The organism is Niveispirillum sp. FG156 (assembly GCF_057809555.1).
The window spans coordinates 120,222-139,368 of record NZ_JBMDKE010000011.1 but is presented as its reverse complement, the minus strand read 5'-3'; the positions used below and the strand labels follow the sequence as shown (position 1 = coordinate 139,368).

15 protein-coding genes are annotated in these 19,147 nt (G+C 63.1%); 7 read left to right on the top strand and 8 right to left on the bottom strand.

All coding sequences use genetic code 11. The features are described from left to right. Positions 1-161: 161 nt before the first annotated feature. The 4 genes from ACODSP_RS09275 to cmk form a co-directional block, all read right to left on the bottom strand. A complete protein-coding gene (locus tag ACODSP_RS09275; protein WP_488965322.1) occupies positions 162-3,818 on the bottom strand; it encodes a M10 family metallopeptidase C-terminal domain-containing protein in 3,657 nt (1,218 codons plus the stop codon). A gap of 432 nt (positions 3,819-4,250) precedes the next feature. Then, entirely contained in the window at positions 4,251-5,945 is a 1,695-nt protein-coding gene (gene rpsA, locus ACODSP_RS09270; protein WP_054169461.1) for a 30S ribosomal protein S1, read from the bottom strand. A 407-nt stretch (positions 5,946-6,352) separates the two neighbouring features. Then, the gene (locus tag ACODSP_RS09265; protein ID WP_488965321.1) at positions 6,353-7,357 is read right to left on the bottom strand and encodes a hypothetical protein; all 1,005 of its coding nucleotides are present in this window, start codon (positions 7,355-7,357) and stop codon (positions 6,353-6,355) included. Positions 7,358-7,446: 89 nt separating this feature from the next. Further along, positions 7,447-8,109, bottom strand: a complete 663-nt coding sequence (gene cmk / locus ACODSP_RS09260) for a (d)CMP kinase (RefSeq protein ID WP_488965320.1) — start codon at positions 8,107-8,109, stop codon at positions 7,447-7,449. Between the two features lie 168 nt (positions 8,110-8,277). On the opposite strand from cmk, the gene ACODSP_RS09255 reads away from it, so the two are divergent. After that, a complete protein-coding gene (locus ACODSP_RS09255) occupies positions 8,278-9,219 on the top strand; it encodes an alpha/beta fold hydrolase (RefSeq protein WP_488965319.1) in 942 nt (313 codons plus the stop codon). Between the two features lie 58 nt (positions 9,220-9,277). Here ACODSP_RS09255 and ACODSP_RS09250 read toward each other — a convergent pair whose 3' ends face one another. Beyond that, positions 9,278-11,050: an ATP-binding protein gene (locus ACODSP_RS09250; protein WP_488965318.1), complete on the bottom strand. Its 1,773-nt coding sequence runs from the start codon at positions 11,048-11,050 to the stop codon at positions 9,278-9,280. 382 nt (positions 11,051-11,432) lie between these two features. Between ACODSP_RS09250 and ACODSP_RS09245 the strand changes: the two genes are divergently transcribed. The 5 genes from ACODSP_RS09245 (at position 11,433) to ACODSP_RS09225 (ending at position 15,275) form a co-directional block, all read left to right on the top strand. After that, positions 11,433-12,188, top strand: coding sequence for a methyltransferase domain-containing protein (locus ACODSP_RS09245; RefSeq protein ID WP_488965317.1), 756 nt, complete (start codon positions 11,433-11,435; stop codon positions 12,186-12,188). Positions 12,189-12,446: 258 nt separating this feature from the next. Continuing rightward, entirely contained in the window at positions 12,447-12,908 is a 462-nt protein-coding gene (locus ACODSP_RS09240; RefSeq protein ID WP_245924101.1) for a spore coat protein U domain-containing protein, read from the top strand. 183 nt (positions 12,909-13,091) lie between these two features. Further along, positions 13,092-14,174 carry a peptide chain release factor 1 gene (prfA, locus tag ACODSP_RS09235; protein WP_488965316.1) on the top strand — a complete coding sequence of 361 codons (1,083 nt, stop codon included), beginning with the start codon at positions 13,092-13,094 and terminating at the stop codon, positions 14,172-14,174. 189 nt (positions 14,175-14,363) lie between these two features. Further along, entirely contained in the window at positions 14,364-14,810 is a 447-nt protein-coding gene (locus tag ACODSP_RS09230) for a YbbN family protein (protein WP_488965315.1), read from the top strand. Between the two features lie 105 nt (positions 14,811-14,915). Continuing rightward, entirely contained in the window at positions 14,916-15,275 is a 360-nt protein-coding gene (locus ACODSP_RS09225) for a YciI family protein (protein WP_488965314.1), read from the top strand. Positions 15,276-15,384: 109 nt separating this feature from the next. Here ACODSP_RS09225 and ACODSP_RS09220 read toward each other — a convergent pair whose 3' ends face one another. Further along, entirely contained in the window at positions 15,385-15,939 is a 555-nt protein-coding gene (locus tag ACODSP_RS09220; protein ID WP_488965313.1) for a hypothetical protein, read from the bottom strand. 154 nt (positions 15,940-16,093) lie between these two features. Between ACODSP_RS09220 and murI the strand changes: the two genes are divergently transcribed. Continuing rightward, on the top strand, positions 16,094-16,930 hold the full coding sequence (murI, locus tag ACODSP_RS09215; protein WP_488965312.1) for a glutamate racemase: 837 nt from the start codon (positions 16,094-16,096) through the stop codon (positions 16,928-16,930). 103 nt (positions 16,931-17,033) lie between these two features. Here murI and ACODSP_RS09210 read toward each other — a convergent pair whose 3' ends face one another. Both ACODSP_RS09210 and ACODSP_RS09205 read right to left on the bottom strand, forming a co-directional pair. After that, positions 17,034-17,858, bottom strand: coding sequence for a glycoside hydrolase family 19 protein (locus ACODSP_RS09210; protein ID WP_488965311.1), 825 nt, complete (start codon positions 17,856-17,858; stop codon positions 17,034-17,036). Between the two features lie 100 nt (positions 17,859-17,958). Continuing rightward, positions 17,959-19,110, bottom strand: coding sequence for a serine hydrolase domain-containing protein (locus tag ACODSP_RS09205; RefSeq protein WP_488965310.1), 1,152 nt, complete (start codon positions 19,108-19,110; stop codon positions 17,959-17,961). Positions 19,111-19,147 lie beyond the last annotated feature (37 nt).

The following is a 19,147-nucleotide window of genomic DNA, read 5'->3' as shown; positions in this document are numbered from 1 at the left end:
CTTGAGGAAACGAAAAGCTAGAGCGTGATTCCGGTCAACGGAAACACGCTCTAGCGCCTGTTAAAATTTACCCCAAGTCAAGAATACCCGCCTCCCCGGTGAATATCCGGGGAGGCGGTTTTGCACAATCAGATGTCATTCCTAACAGCGTCTACAGTCGATCATGCGTCCATGTAGGCAAAGTCACTGCGCGGCACGTAGGCCAGCAGGTCCAGGGGTGCGGTAGGAACCAGCCCCTGCGCCGTGCCATTATAGGCAAGCCGCCCCTCACCCCGGCCATAATCGACGTAATGGCGGACCAGGGCGGCATGGTCCAGCCCGAAGGCATTGTAGAGGTCGCTGTTGAAGGCGGCATAGGCTTCCGCGCTGAAGCCGATGGCACTTCGTCCTTCGGCTCGCCCGAACTGGATATAGTGGCTGATCAGCGCCCATTCATTCAGGCCGAAGACGCGGAAAAGGTCGGGATTCAACGCCGCATAGGCTTCTGCGTCGAAACCGGCAGTGAGGCGCCCTTCCGCCCGGCCGCTCGTGATGAAGTGTTCGACCAGGGCCTGACGGTTGGTGCCGAAAGCACCAAACAGATCGGGATTCAGTGCCGTATAGGCCATGGCGTCAAACCCTTCAGCGACACGTCCTTCTGTCCGACCCGTGTTCACGAAATGGTTCAAAAGGGCGGAGGCGTTCAGGCCGAACGACCGGTAGAGTTCGGGATTGAAGGCAGCGTAGGCCTCGGCATCAAAGCCGCTGGCGACCTTGCCAGCCGCCCGGCCATTGGCGATATAGTCCTGCATGGCGGCGGCATCACTGCCCAGGCCGCCATTCAAGGCGCGGTATGCCTCCACACTGAAGCCTGCCTGGAAGTCATCATTGACGACGGTACCGGTGGCGTAGAGGTACCGACCGTTGCTGTTGGCAAAAAGAGCACCGGACAGATCGCTCACCGTGGCCAGCACGCTTTGATCCGCCTCCACCAGAACGTCGCCCTTCACGGGCACCAGCACGGTGACGCTGGTGGAACCCGCCGGAATGGTCACGGTCTTGCTGACAGCTTCGACGGTGGTGCTGGCCCTTACGGTGAAACTGAAAGTGACATCCGACGTTCCGGCTGCCGACAGGGTGGCGGTGAAGGCCAGATTGGCCGATGTGCCCGATTGCCCTTCACGAACCGCGCCGCCTGACAGTTTCAACGTCGGGACGGCCCCTCCAGACAGATCAATGGTCTGGTCGTTGAACACCAGCTTTTCCACACCGGTGATCAACGTCTTCTCACCTCCCGATTTGGTGACGGTGGTGACATTGTTTAAGGTCGCGATCTGATAGCTACGGGAGGTATCACCAAAGACAACACGATCCAGACCCGTACCGCCGATAATCGTATCGTTACCCGCGGTGGTCGTCAGGGACCCGGCGATGAAGGTGTCGTCGCCATCCCCGCCGAAGAGCAGTTGCGATACCTGCGATCCTTCAAGCGTGTCGTTGCCGGCACCCCCAAAGAGGTTGATCTCCCCGCTGAGTGCCGTCGTCAGATTAAGACTGCCTGTCGGGTTGGGAGCGAAAATGAAATCAGCCACCGTCAGCTTGGACCGGTCGGTGCGGATATCCACGCTGACGCCATCAGCTTGGATACGCGTAAAAATGCCTGACGTCCCCAGGATGGGATTAGAGGATGCAAGCAGCGCTTGGAAACTGTTGATCGAGGTGGCAGACAGGTCGATCTTATCGGCACCGCGGGTGAAGTCGATTATCGAAGCGCGTGTAGTCGAATTGCTGCTGGGCATGATGACGAAAAGATCGCTGCCGGCACCGCCGGCGAGGATGTCTTCACCACCGGTCGCCACCAGCGTGTCATCGCCAGCCCCACCCACCAACCAGTCTGAATACTTGCCGCCACGGACCATATCATTACCGGCGCCGCCGACCAGCGGCACAGGCTTTGACGTGTCGGTGTATATCGTGTTGGACGCCGTCAGCCACTGGGCCCGGCCGTCATCGGTCGCATAGACGAAGTCCTGTGCAGTCAGCTTAGCTGCGGGGACACCGACATCCATCGCTGCGGTCAGGAAGTTTAACCTGCCATACAACCGGTCATCCGCCAGGATCATTGAGAAAGTGGCAAAGTCATGAATGCCCCAGGGCGACAGGTCGATCTGGTCCTCGCCTTGCTTGAAATCGGTAATCTTGACCACAGAGTAATAGGAACCGCGCAGTTCCGTGCGGAAAACATCCCGTCCGCTACCGCCGACCAACCGGTCGCCACTACCGCCCGTCAGAGTATCGTTACCAGCATCCCCATAAAGCCAGCCACTACCAGCGCCGCGCAGGACATCATTGCCCAAGCCGCCATAGAGTGTACCGCCGACCGGCGCCTCGGTATTGGTGCGGGCCGTCGCGCTATCCTCGAAGATGAAATCTGCCGCTGTCAGACGGGCGGGATCAATGGCCAGGATCAGATCCGCCTCGCCACCGCCTGGAAGGTCGATGACGAACTCCGTCACCTGCTTGTTGCCTTCGATGACGGTGGTGAAGCCCAGTAACTTCAGCGTGTCCAGGCTGGCGATACCAGTCGCCCGCAGGTCGATCCGATCCTCCCCCTGTGTGAAGTCGCGGAAATAGGTGCCACGGTAGCCATAGCTATAGCCGGCATCACTGAAAACCAGCACATCCTTGCCGGAACCGCCGACCAGGGTGTCGAAGCCGCTGGAGACGATGATGCGGTCGTCCCCGGCACCAGCCAGGATGAAGTTAATGCCGCTGCCACCGGTGATGGTATCGTTGCCGTTCCCGGCCAAGATATTCGAGGTATATTGGTCGGCGACCAGCCGCATGCCGTAATCAGCGGGCGCGAAGATGAAATCGGCGGCGGTCAGCTTCGAGATCTCGGTTCCGACAATCAGGCGGTCGCTGCCGGAAATGCCGCGGGTGGCGATCACCGTCCCACCGGCAGGGGCGGCCGTCATGATCTCCCGCAGCATGGCGAAGTCCCGGACGCCGAAGTCACGCAGGTCGATCCGGTCGTTGCCCTGCTCGAAATCCTGAATCGTGACAGCCCCGTCACCCGAATGGACGAAGACATCGTTGCCCGCTCCGCCGATCAGCGTATCGGTGCCGGTGCCGCCAAACAGCGTATCGTTGCCAGCGTCGCCATAAAGACGCTCATCGTTGACGCTGCCATTGATGCTATCATTGCCCAGGGTGCCGTAAAGATCACGCAAACCGGTGGAGAAAATGCCGCTTGGATTGCTGGTAGCGCCCGTCACCAGGAAATTGGCCGCCGTCAGTTGGCTGGCCGTCACTCCCTCCAGGAACAGGATGATGCTGGTGCCACCGTCATAGTTGACGGTAACGGCGGTGCCTGCCTTGCCCTGGTATGTCGTGGCGCTGATCAGGTCCTTGGCCACGGAGAAGCTGGCGATGCCACGTTCTCCGCTCATGTTGGTGAGGTCTATGCGATCGCTGGCCACATCAAAATCGGTGATAATTGCCATGCCGCCAGAATAGGGGAGATAGCGCGGGAAATGGAAAACATCGCTTCCCGTCCCGCCGGCAACGGTATCGCTGCGCCCGACATAGAGATGGTCGTTGCCCTCACCACCCTGCACATTGTCGCCACTACGCACGTAACCGATCCCGTCATCGCCATAGATGACATCGTCGCCAGCCTCACCCTTGATGGTGGCCCCGCCACCGCTGCCGCCGCTCAGCGTGTCATTGCCGGCACCACCAGCGATCTGATCGCGACCGCCACCGCCAGTGATGATGTCATTCTCGGCGCCACCGGTCAGGGTTTCGGCGGCGGTGGTACCGTTGATCAGGGCCATGGGTTCTCCTATTGCGGAACAATTCCCGACGCTTGGAAGTGACGACTACGATGACGGCCACCGTTGGCCGTCCTGGGACGGATAAGAAATTTTCTTTCAATTGGCTATTCAGCATGTGATGCTACAACCACAAGATACAACCATTCCAAGCGTATTTATTTGAAATTTTATACATACTCTCATTTTCATACATATTCGTGGAAACGCCGCTGTCACGGATGGTTTGCATATCCTCGATGAGCGGTCGGGACGGCATGATGATGTTGGTATCTGCTGTCGATCCAATCCCCGTCCGCCAAGATCAGGTCCGGCCCCGGATCGACCTGATCGACACCATCGGGCATTGCCAATGCCAAAAGCAAAAGGCCGCCGGGTTGCCCCGGCGGCCTTCGCATACTCTCAACCCTGACAGAGGGCTGATCCGTTTCCGGATCAGTCGTTCTGCTGCTTGCGCTTCAGGGCTGCACCCAGGATGTCGCCCAGAGAGGCGCCCGAGTCGGACGAGCCGAACTCGGCCATTGCGGACTTCTCTTCTTCGACTTCCTTGGCCTTGATCGACAGGCCGATCTTGCGGGAACCGCGATCGACCTGGGTGACCTTGGCATCGACCTTTTCGCCAACGGCGAAGCGGTCGGGGCGCTGCTCCGAACGCTCGCGCGACAGGTCGGACTTGCGGATGAAGCCGGTGAAGCCTTCGCCCACTTCGACCTCGATGCCGCCTTCGGTGATCTGCGTCACGGTGCAGGTGACGACATCGCCCTTCTTGACGCCAGCGGCAGCCTGCTCGAACGGATCGGAAGCCAGCTGCTTGATGCCCAGAGAGATGCGTTCCTTCTCAACGTCAACGTCCAGGACTTTGACCTTGACCTGATCGCCCTTCTTGTATTCCTGGATCGCCTGCTCGCCGGGGGTGTTCCAGTCCAGATCGGACAGGTGCACCATACCGTCGATGTCGCCGGGCAGACCCACGAACAGACCGAATTCGGTGATGTTCTTGACTTCGCCTTCCAGCTCGGTGCCGCCGGGGAACTTCTCGACGAAGGCTTCCCAGGGGTTCTGCATGGTCTGCTTCAGACCAAGCGAGATACGGCGCTTCACCGGATCCACGTCCAGGACCATCACTTCCACTTCCTGCGAGGTGGAAACGATCTTGCCCGGATGGACGTTCTTCTTGGTCCAGCTCATCTCGGAGACGTGCACCAGACCTTCGATACCGGGCTCCAGCTCCACAAACGCACCGTAGTCGGTGATGTTGGTGACGCGACCCTTGAACTTGGCCTGCGGCGGGTACTTGGCTTCCACGCCTTCCCACGGATCGGCCTCCAGCTGCTTCATGCCGAGGCTGATGCGCTGGGTCTCGGAGTTGAAGCGGATGACCTGGACCGTAACGGTCTGGCCGATCTGCAGGGCTTCCGACGGGTGATTGATGCGGCGCCAGGCGATGTCGGTGACGTGCAGCAGGCCGTCAACCCCACCCAGGTCAACGAACGCACCGTAATCGGTGATGTTCTTGACCACGCCCTGCAGGATCTGACCTTCCTTGAGGGAGGCGACCAGCTCGGAGCGGGCTTCCGCACGGCTTTCTTCCAGCACGGCGCGGCGGGAGACGACGATGTTGCCGCGCGAGCGGTCCATCTTCAGGATCTGGAACGGCTGCGGCGTGCCCATCAGCGGGGCGATGTCGCGCACCGGACGGATATCGACCTGGCTGCCCGGCAGGAAGGCCACGGCGCCATTCAGATCGACGGTGAAGCCACCCTTGACGCGGCCGAAGATAATGCCGGTGACGCGGGACTGGTCCGTGAAGGACTTTTCCAGCAGGGTCCAGGCTTCCTCGCGCTTGGCCTTTTCACGCGACAGAACGGCTTCGCCATTCTTGTCTTCCATGCGCTCCAGGTAAACTTCGACGGTATCGCCAACCTTCAGCTCGATCGGCTGACCGGGAACGGCGAATTCCTTCAGGGCGACGCGGCCCTCGGACTTCAGGCCGACATCGATCAGGACCTGGTCATTGTCGATGCTGAGGATGCGGCCCTTGACAACGGTGCCTTCCAGGCTGTCGGAGGAACCGAAGGACTCTTCAAGCAGAGCGGCGAAGCTTTCCTTCGCGGCGGAAACCTGTGCCATTTGAACTCCAATGGGCAAACTGTTTCGGGTTGCAGACAACGGCGACGCCGCCCCCCGCTTCCGGCACGCCCGAGCCGGTCGAGAAACTTTGCCACCGCCGCGCCGGACACCACGTCCGACGGCTTGGTACGCGTGCCCCGAAGAGACCGGCAGGCCAGACGGAATGTCTGGACGAAAGACCGGTTGAAGGCCATGGCGGCACCGGTGACACGCACCGGTGAGGACGTTTTACAAGCAAAAACGCGGGCATCGACGCGCCCCCAGGGTTCCCCCCGGTGGTCGTCCGCTCGCGTCACGATCCTTCATGTCCTTCGGGACAGGCGGGTCTTATAGCCGCGATGGGCCATCCCCGCAACCGATAGAGTCGGCGGAGCCTCCTGCTTTCCGCAGTGCTCCGCGCATGGGTGTCAGGCAGAAACGGGCTTCTGCGCCGGATAGGATCGCTTCAACAGATTGACCATGCCGACGATCATATCGACGCCCTTCTCACGGACATGGTCGGGGATGCTTCTGGAATGCAGCGTCATCAGCGGCGCGCCAGCGGCATTGTCAGGATCCATCACTGCAAAGCCCGCCATCTCAACACCGGGAACCTGCGGATCATAGAGGCCAAGACCACTGGCCATATAGGCCCCGATATTGCTGTTCTTCACCTGCTCCGAAACGCCTGTATCCGAACCAAAAGCCTTCAGGCTTGCCCGCAACTGCTCCTCGCTCAAGCTGGCGAGTTTTTCCATACTGGCATTGTCAAAATACACGCTGACCTGATTGCTGCCATGACCTTCCGTTCCAGGCAGGAAGGCATAGATTTCGGATACTTTATTCATAATCTCAGGCAATGGAGGCTCTGGATCGCTTTCGGCATCGCGCTCCGCCTCCCAGGCTTGCAATGCTTCCGATTTCTCCATCTGTGGCAGATCGGGATTGCGGTTCAGAACATCATTGATCGCACCCGTGTAACCAATACCAGCAGGCGGAAGATTTGCCGGATCGGGCCCCGTTGGTAAAACCACGCCCAACGCGTCAAAAAGACTATCGGCCACCTTCTTTCCGCGCTCTGACGCCACATCACCATAGCGATTGAATTCATCGCGCACGGCATCGGCACGCTGGCGCCGCTGCCGCTCTTCCTCTGTGTCACCAGCGACCCGCAACCGACCGAATTTTGCAATAATCTCCTGCCGTGAGCGCTGTTGCTCCGCGCGGAGCGCCTGTTTGGCCTCGTCCGACAGACGGATCACATCGGTGGGGGCACCCGACGCACCTTCAGAGTTGCCGGGAGGCGCTGCTGGCGCAGGGGCGGGGGCGGCTTTCCTCTCCGCCAGAGCGACCTTGGCGGAGGCGACAGCGGAACTGTTGCTGTTGATGACCTTAAACAGCGTGTCACTGAGACCGCCACCTGAAATCGCCATGATTTATCACCCGCTGAGAATGCATCCCATCAGCTTATGCAATTTTATTGAAAGTTCAATCTCGGTGAAAACACGCAATACGAGAATATTTAAGCTTGACGGATTTTTTCCCGTGCGACCTTAAGGGCCGCATCCAGCACCTGCTGTGGGTTCATGTCGGAATTGTCGATGATCACCGCATCGGGTGCCGGCACCAGGGGGGCGACGGCGCGTTTGGTGTCACGGTCGTCACGGGCCTGCATGTCGGCCAGGACATCGGCGAAGTCCGGCTTCTCCCCACGCCCTTGCAATTCCGCGAACCGGCGCCGGGCGCGGACCTCCACGCTGGCCGTCACGAACAGCTTCACCGGGGCATCGGGGCAGATGACGGTGCCGATATCGCGCCCATCCAGAACCGCCCCCGGCAGCCCGCCCGGCGGGTTGGCGGCAAAGTCGCGCTGGAAATCCAACAGGGCCTGGCGCACGCCGGGCACCGCCGACACGCGCGAGGCGCCGGATGCGGTCGTATCCAGACGCAGGTCGGGATCATGGGTCAGACGGTCGATATCCGCCGCCGTCAGACCGCGCGCCGTGGCGGTCGCAGCCTCCGCATCGCCCAGATCGATACAGGCCCGGATCATGGTCAGCGCCACGCCACGGTACAGCGCGCCCGTGTCCAGCAGCGCAAAGCCCATGGCCGCCGCCACCTTGCGGGCAAGCGTGCCCTTACCGGACGCGGCAGGACCATCAATGGCGATGACGGGGCGGGGCATGGGCTGGCTTTCGGTCTGTACGAGGAACGCCGCAGGCTTTGCGCCATGTGCCAGAGGGCGTCAAGCCTGCCATTGAATTGAACATCGATTCAGATTTCATTTGGCTTGCCGACAGGCTGCGCATTGCCCATGCTCTTGCCCCAATAGAGAACCAGATCCTGGGGGGATATGATGCGGCTTTTGGGAAAAATCCTGTTGGGCCTGCTGCTGCTGATCGTGGCGGGGGTGGGGGGCTTTGCGTGGTGGGCCTGGACGCCCGACCTGTCGCGGGCCGAGGCTGAGGCAAAGTTCGCACGCGGACCCGGTGATTTTGTCGAGGCATCGGGCCTGCGCTTCCACGTGCGGCAGGAGGGGCCGGAAGCAGCACCGGTCCTGGTGATGATCCATGGCAACGCCTCCATGCTGCAAAGCTGGGACGGCTGGGCCGCCGACCTGTCCAAGGATCACCGCGTCATCCGCTATGATCTGTCAGGCCATGGCCTGACGGGGCCGGACCCCGCCGGCACCTACAGCCCGGAACGCGACGCGGTGCAGTTGAAGGCGCTGCTGGATACGTTGAAGGTGGAGAAGGCCACCCTGATCGGCAATTCGCTGGGCGGGCAGATCGCCTGGCATTTCGCGGCGGCCAATCCGGATAGGGTGGAGAAGCTGGTGCTGGTTGCACCTGGCGGCTTCCCCCTGCTGGGTATCGGGTTCGGGCAGAAGGTCGAGTTGCCGTCCGCCATGAAGGCCCTGCCCTATTCGCTGAAGCGTGATGCGGTCCGGGCCATGATGGCCCCGCTCTATGGCGACCCGGCGCGGTTCAGTGAGCAGATGCTGGACACCTATTATCATTCCTGGCTGTCGCCCGGCGTGCGTCCGGCCCGGCTGCAACGCGCCGCCGCCTATATGATCCAGGACCCGACGGAAACCCTGCGAACCATCCAGGCGCCGACACTGCTGGTCTGGGGGGAGAAGGACTGGCTGGTCGCGTTCGCCACGACGCCGGCCAAGTTCCAGGCAGCATTGCCCAACAGCACCCTGGTCAGCTTCCCCGGCCTGGGCCACATGCCGCAGGAAGAAGACCCGGCAGCCACGGTCGCGAAGGTCCGGGAATTCCTGGCACCGTGATGTGAATTTCCCTCAGACGCCGGGCCACCGATCGGCGGATTGGTAAGAAATCGAGCCGTCAGGCGCTGCGGCGCTTGGCGGCAAGGTCGATGGGCGGCGGCGGCGTGGGGCGAACCTCGCCCGTCTCGCTGGCCGGCGGGGCCACCGCCGGGAACCGGGCCAGGAAGCAGGTGCCATTGTCGGGCTGACTGCTTTCCACAATCAGGGTGCCGCCCAGCTTCTGGCTGACCTGGCTATAGGCCAGATAGAGGCCCAGGCCGCTGCCGCCACGTTCGCGGCCCGTCGTGAAGAAGGGTTCGAACACCCGGTCCAGCTGTTCGCGCGGCAGACCCTTGCCATCATCGCGAACCCGCAATTCCACCCAGCCATCCTCATCGGCGCGCAGGTCCAGCTCAATCCGACCCGTCTGCCCATCGACAAAGGCGTGGGTGACGGCATTGACCAGCAGATTGGTGACAAGCTGCGCCACCGCATCGGGATAGGTGTCCACCGGCAGGCGGGTGGCGCCCGTCAGCGCAATGGCGTGCGGGGTCTTGCGCGTCTGCGGGCGCAGCGAGATCACCACCTCTTCCAGATATCCGGCCAGATCGAAACGGCGGCGATCCTGGCGCGTGCGGTCCACGGCCACATGCTTGAAGCTTTCGATCAGCCTTGCCGCGCGCTCCATATTCGATTGTAGGATGCGAGCGGCCAGCGATGTCGCATCAATATATTCATTCATCTGCTCGCGCCGCAGCGTGCCGGTGGCCAGCGCCTGTTCGATCCCGCGCGTGTCATTGGCCAGACGCGTGGCGGCGGCCAGGGCCGTGCCGACGGGCGTGTTCACCTCATGCGCGATGCCGGCGACCAGACGGCCCAGCGAGGCCATCTTTTCCGCCTGCACCAGATTATCCTGCGTCTGGCACAGACGGGTCAGGGCCTGTTCGGCCTGATGGCGTGCGTCACGTTCAGCCTGCATCACGCGGCGCAGGGTGGCCATGACAGTGGCCAGCGCCAGCCCGGCAACGGCCAGAATGGACAGGGCCGCCAGCAGCGTGGCGAAACTGGCATGGTAATCCGCCGATGCGAACGGGCCCAGGCCCTGTGCCGTCAGCAGGGTCAGGCCCGTAGCCACCAGCAGCGTGTAGATGGAGGTCCCCAGCAGCCCGAGGCGCAGCCCCGCCGCCAGGATCAGGCAGAACAGCACCAGCCGCCCCGCCTCCCGCAGCCAGAGCGTATCGACCAGCGCCATCGTCCCCAACACAACAGCCCCGACCAGCACCAGGCCCAAAGCCGTGCCCCAGCGGCGACGCAGCAGCGCCGTGGCACCGGGGGCCGCCATCAGGATCAGTGGCGGGGCCACCAGCAGCACGCCCATGGTATCACCAACCCACCAGCTGACCCAGGCGCTGGCAAGCCCTTCACCCAGGTCGGCCCCACCGGCGAGTGACGAGAGAATGCCGGCGGACGCGCTCAACATCGGGGTCAGCAAAACGGGGACTGCCAAAAAGGCGATCAGACCGGACGGCCCATCGAACAAGGGCTGCGGTCCACGCGCCTGTCGCAGCCAGACCCAGGCCGCCAGTGCCGGCAGGCAGTTGCCGAGGCCGACCGATATGGCGAAGACCGGGTTGGCGAAATTCAGCAGATTCAGGGCAAAGGCACCCAGGAAGACACCGGGCAGCAGGCGGGGGCCATAGCGCCATACGGCAGCAAAGGCGATGCCGGTGGGTGGCCAGATCAGGGTGACCGCCTCGCCCGCGAACGGAACCTGCATACCGGCCCACCCCGTGGCTGCATAAATCAGCGCCACGAATAGGTTCGCCAACAGGAGCCAGAGGCCTTCTGCCATCCACCATCCCCCAGACCATGCGAAACGCCCATGGTCATTCACTTCGGATTAATCCCAAGTGTAGTAGATTATACGCCGAATGGAAGGATCGCGTGCGCGGCACAGCGTGCTCATTGCGCCGCACCATGTTGCACAAATGTGACGCAGCCGGCAAATGACGGCAGCAAACAGCATTCATGGCTGGCGGGGCACCGGCTTTCGCGTATTGTCCGCCCTGCCGTGAGGTGCTTTGGGAAACCAAGCGCCCACCGGGATGGAACCCTGGACGTGTCTCGCCGATCCGGGGATGATCATCTACAGCCGGCGTGCCAGGCACAGCCGGCTTTTCTTTTGCCCTTTCTTTGTCATGCATGCGCGTTGGTGCCGTGATATCCTGCGGCGCATGTACAGTGACGTCCTTGATCTTCGCGAATTCTATCGCTCCAGCACGGGACAGGTGGTGCGCCGCCTGATCCGCCGCCGTATCCGGGAATTATGGCCCGACCTGCGGGGACAGCGTGTGCTGGGCATCGGCTATGCCACGCCCTATCTGACCATGTTCCAGGAAGAGGCGGAGCGTGTGATGGCCGTGATGCCAGCCAGCCAGGGCGTGATCGCCTGGCCCCCCGACGGCCCCGGTCAGGTGACCCTGGCGGATGAGGCGGAGCTGCCCTTTCCCGACATGTCCATCGACCGCATCCTGCTGATCCACGGTCTGGAATGTACCGAGGAATTGCGGCCCCTCATGCGGGAAATCTGGCGGGTGATGGCAGGCGGCGGACGCCTGATCACGGTGGTGCCCAACCGTCGCGGGATCTGGGCCCGATCCGACAGCACGCCGTTTGGCCAGGGCAGCCCCTTCACACCGGGGCAGCTGCGTAGCACCCTGAAGGCCAATATGTTCGTGCCGGAGCGGGAGGATTGCGCCCTGTTCCTGCCGCCCACCCGCCTGCGCTTCATGCTGGCCAGCGCGCCGGCGGTGGAGGAATTGGGCCATCGCTGCTTCCGCGCCTTTGCCGGCGTCCATATGGTGGAAGCGTCCAAGCAGATCTATGCCAGCGCCGCCCGCGCCAAGGTGCGCGAACGCCAGCGCGTCCTCTCCCCCCAAGGCCAGCCCGTATTCGGTCGCGTCGCCACCGAGCGCACACGCGAGCCCTGAACTTCCCAAAAACCTAACCTTTAGCTTAGGTTGTGTCGCTGGCACGGCGATGCTTGCTATTTGCAAGAATATTTGCACATGGCAACATGCATTTTGCAATTTTGCGTTATGCAATAGGCCAACCGAGATAGGCCACATACCCAAAAGCCGCAGAAACCCTCAACTTCCAGGGTGTGCCAATGCTTGGCACGTCGGCTGCAATCCTAGGTTCCCATGAAGGCAACAACGCCTCACCCCAACGAACCGATGGAGACCGACATGACCAAGTTCTTCGCCAAGACCGCCGCCGCCGCCCTGATCGCTTCCGCCATCGTCGCCCCCGCCATGGCCCAGAACGCGTCCGGCACGATCCAGCTGAAGGGCAATGTCGCTCTGTCCTGCACCATCGCCGTCCAGGACCTGAACCAGTCTTTGGCCCTCAAGGCCGGCGAAACCGCCAAGACGGTCGGTTCGGTCACCGAGACCTGCAATTCCGGCTCCGGCTACAAGATCACGCTCGCCTCGGCCAATGCCGGCAAGCTGAAGTCCGGCAACTTCACCATCGATTACTCCGTCAATTATGACGGCCAGGGCGGCGCCCTGACCAGCCAGATGGTCGTTGACCGCGCCACCGCGCAGTTCGGCAAGAAGTCCGACCTGAAGGTCACCATCGCCGCCTCCGACCAGTACATCGCCGGCGACTATGCCGACACCGTCACCGTGACCATCGCCGCCAAGTAAGGGAGCTTTCAGTTCCTCAAGACCTCGGAGCGGCCTTCGACCGCTCCCCACAGCTTCATCGGGCAGTTCTAGCCTGCTACCCCGTTCGGGCAACCGGACGGGGCTTTTTCATTTCGGGGTGACCGCAGGCCGGCAATGGCCTATACCCACGCGCGACGGCGTATTTGGACAGGCATTCTCCCCGTGTCGGATTTTGAAACCAGATTTGGCGAACCGCTGGCAAAGGTGATGCGGCATTTCGATGAGCTGCGCGACGGTTTGGCGTCGGGCGCGCTCAACGGTGATGCCTTTGTCAAGGCCAGCCAGGAATATGCCGAGCTGGAACCCGTCGCCGCCGCCATCACCGAGATGCGCCGCGCCCACGCCGACATGGCCGAGTTGGAGGCCATGGCCGCCGGTGATGATGAAGAGATGCGCGATCTGGCCGCCGACGAACTGGCCGAGGCCAGGCGCCGCCTGCCCGAGCTGGAACGCCGTATCCTGCTGGCCCTGCTGCCCAAGGATGAGGCGGACGAACGCAACGCCATCCTGGAGGTGCGCGCCGGCACCGGCGGGGACGAGGCGGCCCTGTTCGCCGCCGAACTGTTCGAAATGTATAAGCGCTACGCCGCCGCCCAGGGCTGGCGGTTTGAGACCATGGATGTCAGCGAGACGGGCATCGGCGGATACAAGGAAGCCAGCGCCACCATTACGGGGCGCAGCGTGTTCCGCCGCCTGAAGTTCGAATCGGGTGTGCATCGGGTACAGCGTGTGCCGGCCACGGAAACGCAGGGCCGCATCCACACGTCTGCCGCCACCGTCGCCGTGCTGCCGGAAGCCGAAGAGGTGGATATCCATATCGATGAGCGCGACCTGCGCATCGATGTCTTCCGCTCCTCCGGTCCTGGCGGGCAGTCGGTGAACACCACCGACAGCGCCGTACGTATCACCCACCTGCCCACCGGCATCGTGGTCAGCCAGCAGGACGAAAAGAGCCAGCACAAGAACAAGGCCAAGGCCCTGAAGGTGCTGCGCGCCCGCCTGTACGAGGCCGAACGTCAGCGTCTGGCCTCTGAACGCGCCGCCGACCGTAAGAGCCAGGTGGGTTCCGGCGACCGGTCGGAACGCATCCGCACCTACAATTTCCCGCAAGGCCGCATCACCGACCACCGCATCAACCTGACCCTCTATGGCAAGATCGACCGGTTCATGACCGGCGAAATGGATGAGGTCATCGACGCCCTGATCGCCCAGGAAGAGGCCGAGCGTCTGGCGGAATTGCAGTAGCAACCGCCCTGCGGGGACACCGATCCCCGCTTCCCCCAACGCCGCTGTTCATCTAGAATCCCTCTAAACAAGGGGTGCGTCACCGGTCGCCGAAAGGTGCCGGGCAGATCACCCCATTGGCGCCCCCGCACACAGGCGGTCGCCCCTGAATTGTTGGCGGGTCCACGATAACAAGGCGGAGGAAACCCGATGTCCAATCCAGGCAATCCGGCCAATCCCGGCACACCACCGGATTTTTTCACGCGTTTCCCGATGCGCGAGGTCAGCAGCGCGGCGTTGGACACGGTGCTGGCCGAGGAAGGGGTGCCGCCGCTGAGCATCCTGTTCCTGTGGGGCCGTGATTGTCCCAATTGCGACATTGCCAAGCATGCCATCCTGTCCGCCCCGCCGCGCTTCATCTGGCCGGAAGTGCGCTGGCTGCACGACAATGTCTATGACGACATGGAGATGGCGAACCGGTTCAGCCTGCACGGCATTCCCGTCTTCTTCGTGTTCCGGGGCAAGCGGCTGATCGGCAAGATGACCAGCTGGCCCGGCATCGGTGATTTCACCAATGTCATCGCGGGCCAGATTGCCGCCCTGCCGGGTTATCACCCGCCGCCGGGCCGCCCGAAACTGACCCTGGTGAAGGGCTGAAATTTTTCGGACCCGGCATGTCGGCATCACGGCCCCCGCCCCGTCCTTGGGATATCGGGGCAGGATGGAAACCCTTTCCCTGGATCAAATCCCAAGGAGATGACAATGCGCGTGATGGTGATCGTAAAGGCGACCGAGGATAGCGAGCAGGGCCGGATGCCGTCCATGGAGCTGCTGACCGCCATGGGTGCCTTCAACGAGGAACTGATCAAGGCCGGCATCATGCTGGCCGGTGATGGGGTGAAGCCCACCGCCGCCGGCTATCGCATCGCCTTTGACGGTGACGGGCGCACGGTCCGTCCCGGCCCGTTCGGCCACACGACCGAGCAACTGGCCGGGTTCTGGATCTGGCAGGTGAAGGATATGGAAGAAGCCCTGGCCTGGGCCAGGCGCTGTCCGAACCCGATGCCGGGCCCCAGCGAACTGGAAATCCGCCCGCTCTATGAAGAAGCGGATTTCATGTGAGAGGCATGCCGTAGATCAGGCCGGGGCGTGAGCCCCGTCCTGACAGACAAGGCTTTCAATCCATTGCTGTCAGGGCTCGCCTGCGGCTCGACCTGACCTACGTGAACTTTTACTGCCCGCTGGGCTGTGCGCCGGTCCGGGCCCTGAAGGCGCGGAGTTGCACGTTGAACCGTTCGGCGAAAATCTGCATGGCCGTGACGGTCAGATCATATTGCTGGATCAGGGCCAGATATTCGCGAGCGGAGATCTTGTTCAGGCTGACCTTCACCAGCTTGTCCAGACAGGCATTGAAGGCTTCCGACTGCGTGACATAGGTCTTCACGGCCACCTGCGCGTCGCGCATTTCCGCCTCGGTCGCGGTCTTGCCATCGGGCAGCTTGCCCGGCACATGCGGGCGGGTACAGCCGGGTGCAGCCGCGGCGGCGGCCTTGGCCTGCGCGTCCTGCTGCTTCACCACCTCGCCCATAGTGGGCAGGTTGCTAGCCGCCGGCAGCTGCACCGCCGGGGCGGCGGCGGGCGCACGGGCCGCCGGCTGATCGGCCTGCCGGGCAATCTCGCCCATAGTCTGGCCGACGAGGCGGTTCGTATCCTGGTTGGCGGCCAGGGCCGGCAGGGTGGCCAGGGTCAGGGAGGCGGCGAACAGGGAACGGGTCAGCAGGGACATGGCTTTATGAACGCTCCAACGCGGGACCAGCCGGTATTTCCAGCCGCTGGTATTAGGCACAGCTGGCAGCAGCTTGCAAGCGGGCGAAATGCCCTTCCTTCGCCGCAAACCCGTGTTAAACACCCAGCAAGGTGTGAAGGGGGCAGGGTTCAGGATGATCGGCGTCTTTGATTCGGGCCATGGCGGGCTGACGGTGCTGCGGACCTTGCACGCGACCCTGCCGACCCATGATTTCCTGTATCTGGGCGACCATGCCGACGCCCCCTATGGCGACCGCCCCCCCGAAGAGATCTATCACCTGACGCTGGCCGGCGTGTCGCGCCTGTTCGACCGGGGGGCCGGGCTGGTCATCCTGGCCTGCAACACCGCGTCCGCCGTGGCATTGCGCCGGTTGCAGCAGACCTGGCTGGACCAGGCCTGGCCCGGACGGCGCGTGCTGGGCGTGCTGGTTCCCATGGTGGAAGCGGTGACGGGTCAGCCCTGGATGGCCGATATCGCGGCCAGCCGGCAGGCGGGGGAACCGCGCACCATCGGCATCTTCGCCACCAGTCGCACCGTCGATAGCGGCGCCTATCCCCGTGAAATCGCCGCCCGCGCGCCGGAGGTGCGGGTGGTGCAGCAGGCATGCCCCGATCTGGTTCCCCTGATCGAGGCTGACGCCGACCCCGCCCGCCTGCGCGATGCCGTCAACCGCTACGCAGATGGCTTGATGACGCAGCTTGAAGGCGTGCCGCCGCAGGCCGTGATGCTGGGCTGCACCCATTACCCCCTGGCCGCCGACCTGTTCACCGCCGCCCTGCCGGCAGGCGTGGAGGTGCTGTCTCAGCCCGACCTGACCGCCAAAAGCCTGTCCGCCTACCTGACCCGCCACCCGGAATTCGACCGGGCGGGCCTGGGCGAGGTGGGCTTCCTGACCACGGGCGACAGCGCCCGCATCACCGACCTCGCCACCCGTTTCTTTGGCAAACCAGCGCGGTTTGCGCGGGTGTGATGCACGTCTGGGCACCCGCGGATTACGGCCACGCCTAATCCACGCTACGCAGTGCCAGCATTCTGTAGCGTGGATTGGCGAAGCGTAATCCGCGGAGCAACGCTTACAATCCCAGCGCCGACAACAGCGTCGTATCCACCTTGTTGCCCACCCCGCTCAGGCTGTTCTCCCGGCGGAACCGGTCGGCGCCCTTCTGGCTGTTATTGCCCCAGATGCCGTCGGCGGTGCCGACCTCTGTATAGCCACGGCTGTTCAGGGCCTGCTGTACGGCCTGGATGGTGCTTCTGGCATTCGGATCGCGCACGCTTTGCCCGGCCAGGACCTTGCGGACCTTGGCCAGCCAGGCGTTGCGGTCGTCCAGACCGTTCAGGCCGCCATTGATCTTCTTCACGACGCTGTTGAAATCGCCCGTGTCGCAGATCGGGTTCAGGCCCTTCCAGGCCCAGAAGCCGCAGGCGACCCGCAGCGCGTTTTCCGGGGCCGCCGCCAGATCGGGATTACTGGCCAGATCCAGACCCGCCGCTTTGCCCACGGCGGCATAGGCGTCGCGGCCCGTCAGTTGAATATAGCCGCGCCCCCGGAATAGATAGCCATCGCCCGCTTGGGTATTGCCCATGCGCCCCGCATAGACATTGTTGGCCAGCGCTTCGGGATTGTTCACGAACGGCTGTGCCGCGGCCTCGTTCGGGAAGCGGCTGGGCCAGACGGCGCAGAGGCGGGCGGCGGTGGAATAGGTCAAATTCTCATGCGTAATGGTGCAGCCGCCCGATTCATGGCCGACATTGGCCAGGAAATAGGGCAGCCGGTTATCCTTGCCCGCATCCGAGAAACCGAAGGCCCCGAACAGCCCATCCGCCTGTGCCGCCATCTGGGTCAGATGGTCCTGCGGCGCCTGGGGGAAAAGCTGCGTGAATATGCCGATATCCATGGGATGCCCCTGATCCGATGCCGAAACAGGCGTCAGGATGCATCCGGGCGTAGAGCATGTTCAATAGTTATTCATGAAATGGCGGGATACAGGCCTATGCTCATTTACCCGTAAACAACCGGGCCAGACGCCGGGCGGCGGCCAGACGGTCGAAGGCGGCATCGCCGGCGCTGTCATTGGTGCAAAGGGCGACGGTCAGGCCCAGGTCGGGATAGATCAGCAGCATGGCGGCGCCGCCATTGGCCGTGCCGCCATGATGGACGAAGCGGCCCAGCTCATCCTCGCCCACCCGGAAACCCAATGCGTAGCGTTCGGGATTCATCGCCCCATCGGACAGCGCGACGGGGGTCCAGAGCCGGTCCCGTGTGGCCGTTTGCAGCAGCGCGCCGGTGGTCAGGCCATTGCCCAGGGCCACCAGATCGATGGCGGTGGAGCGGAAACCGCCGCCCGCATATCGGTTGCTGAGATCATCGGCAAACACCGGGAACAGCAGGCCGCCCGCCCGCATATAGCCGGTGGCATCATCAGCATCCCTCACACCCTTGCGGTCCAGCCGCGTGCGCCCCATGCCGGCGGGACCCAGAACCTCCCCCTGCACCAGCGTTTCAAACCCCTGCCCCGCCGCCTTTTCCAGGGCCAGCGCCACCAGCGTGTAGCCGTGGCTGCTATAGGCGAAGCCCTTGCCGGGCGGGAACAGCAGCGGGTCGGCGGCGAAGACGGCGGCAGCATCGCTTGTCGTGGGGTATGGCGTGTCGCTCCACGCCTCGGCCATGCCCGCATAGTGCCGGATGCCGGCCTGATGCGACAGAAGCTGTTTCAGGCTGTACCCGACGGGGGCGGAGGGGAAATCCGGGACATAGGTGGCGAACGGCGCATCAATGTCGATGACGCCCTTTTCCTGCAGCCGCATTGCCGTGATGGCGGTGATGGGCTTGGAAATGCTGCCGATGCGGTATCGCGTTTCCGGCGTGGCGGGTGTCGCCGCCGACAGGTCGGCATGGCCGATGGCGCCGGCCCACAGCAGTTCCCCCTTGAGGCCCACTGCCGCCGTGACGGATGGCACCCCGCTGTCCCGATAAAGCTCGGCCATCCAGGCAACGGCCCCGCCATCCATGCCGACCGGCGCACCGGGCATGGGCGCGGAAACCAGCGGCGCATCGGCGGGCCGACGCTCCACGTTTATAAACAGCCAGCCCGTGCCCAGTAGCAATGCCAGCAAAAGCAGCAGGCCGGACAGTTTCAGCAGTTTCATGAGCGTCATTATCCAGCCTGACCCTGGCTTGTTGAGC

Bases quoted from the DNA above. Each gene is read 5' to 3' on its own strand.
- rpsA (WP_054169461.1), bottom strand. From the start codon at position 5,945: ATGGCACAGGTTTCCGCCGCGAAGGAAAGCTTCGCCGCTCTGCTTGAA.
- ACODSP_RS09230 (WP_488965315.1), top strand. From the start codon at position 14,364: ATGTCCAATCCAGGCAATCCGGCCAATCCCGGCACACCACCGGATTTT.
- ACODSP_RS09220 (WP_488965313.1), bottom strand. From the start codon at position 15,939: ATGTCCCTGCTGACCCGTTCCCTGTTCGCCGCCTCCCTGACCCTGGCC.
- ACODSP_RS09240 (WP_245924101.1), top strand. From the start codon at position 12,447: ATGACCAAGTTCTTCGCCAAGACCGCCGCCGCCGCCCTGATCGCTTCC.
- ACODSP_RS09255 (WP_488965319.1), top strand. From the start codon at position 8,278: ATGATGCGGCTTTTGGGAAAAATCCTGTTGGGCCTGCTGCTGCTGATC.
- murI (WP_488965312.1), top strand. From the start codon at position 16,094: ATGATCGGCGTCTTTGATTCGGGCCATGGCGGGCTGACGGTGCTGCGG.
- ACODSP_RS09250 (WP_488965318.1), bottom strand. From the start codon at position 11,050: ATGGCAGAAGGCCTCTGGCTCCTGTTGGCGAACCTATTCGTGGCGCTG.
- ACODSP_RS09225 (WP_488965314.1), top strand. From the start codon at position 14,916: ATGCGCGTGATGGTGATCGTAAAGGCGACCGAGGATAGCGAGCAGGGC.
- ACODSP_RS09245 (WP_488965317.1), top strand. From the start codon at position 11,433: ATGTACAGTGACGTCCTTGATCTTCGCGAATTCTATCGCTCCAGCACG.
- cmk (WP_488965320.1), bottom strand. From the start codon at position 8,109: ATGCCCCGCCCCGTCATCGCCATTGATGGTCCTGCCGCGTCCGGTAAG.
- ACODSP_RS09275 (WP_488965322.1), bottom strand. From the start codon at position 3,818: ATGGCCCTGATCAACGGTACCACCGCCGCCGAAACCCTGACCGGTGGC.
- ACODSP_RS09265 (WP_488965321.1), bottom strand. From the start codon at position 7,357: ATGGCGATTTCAGGTGGCGGTCTCAGTGACACGCTGTTTAAGGTCATC.
- ACODSP_RS09210 (WP_488965311.1), bottom strand. From the start codon at position 17,858: ATGGATATCGGCATATTCACGCAGCTTTTCCCCCAGGCGCCGCAGGAC.
- ACODSP_RS09205 (WP_488965310.1), bottom strand. From the start codon at position 19,110: ATGAAACTGCTGAAACTGTCCGGCCTGCTGCTTTTGCTGGCATTGCTA.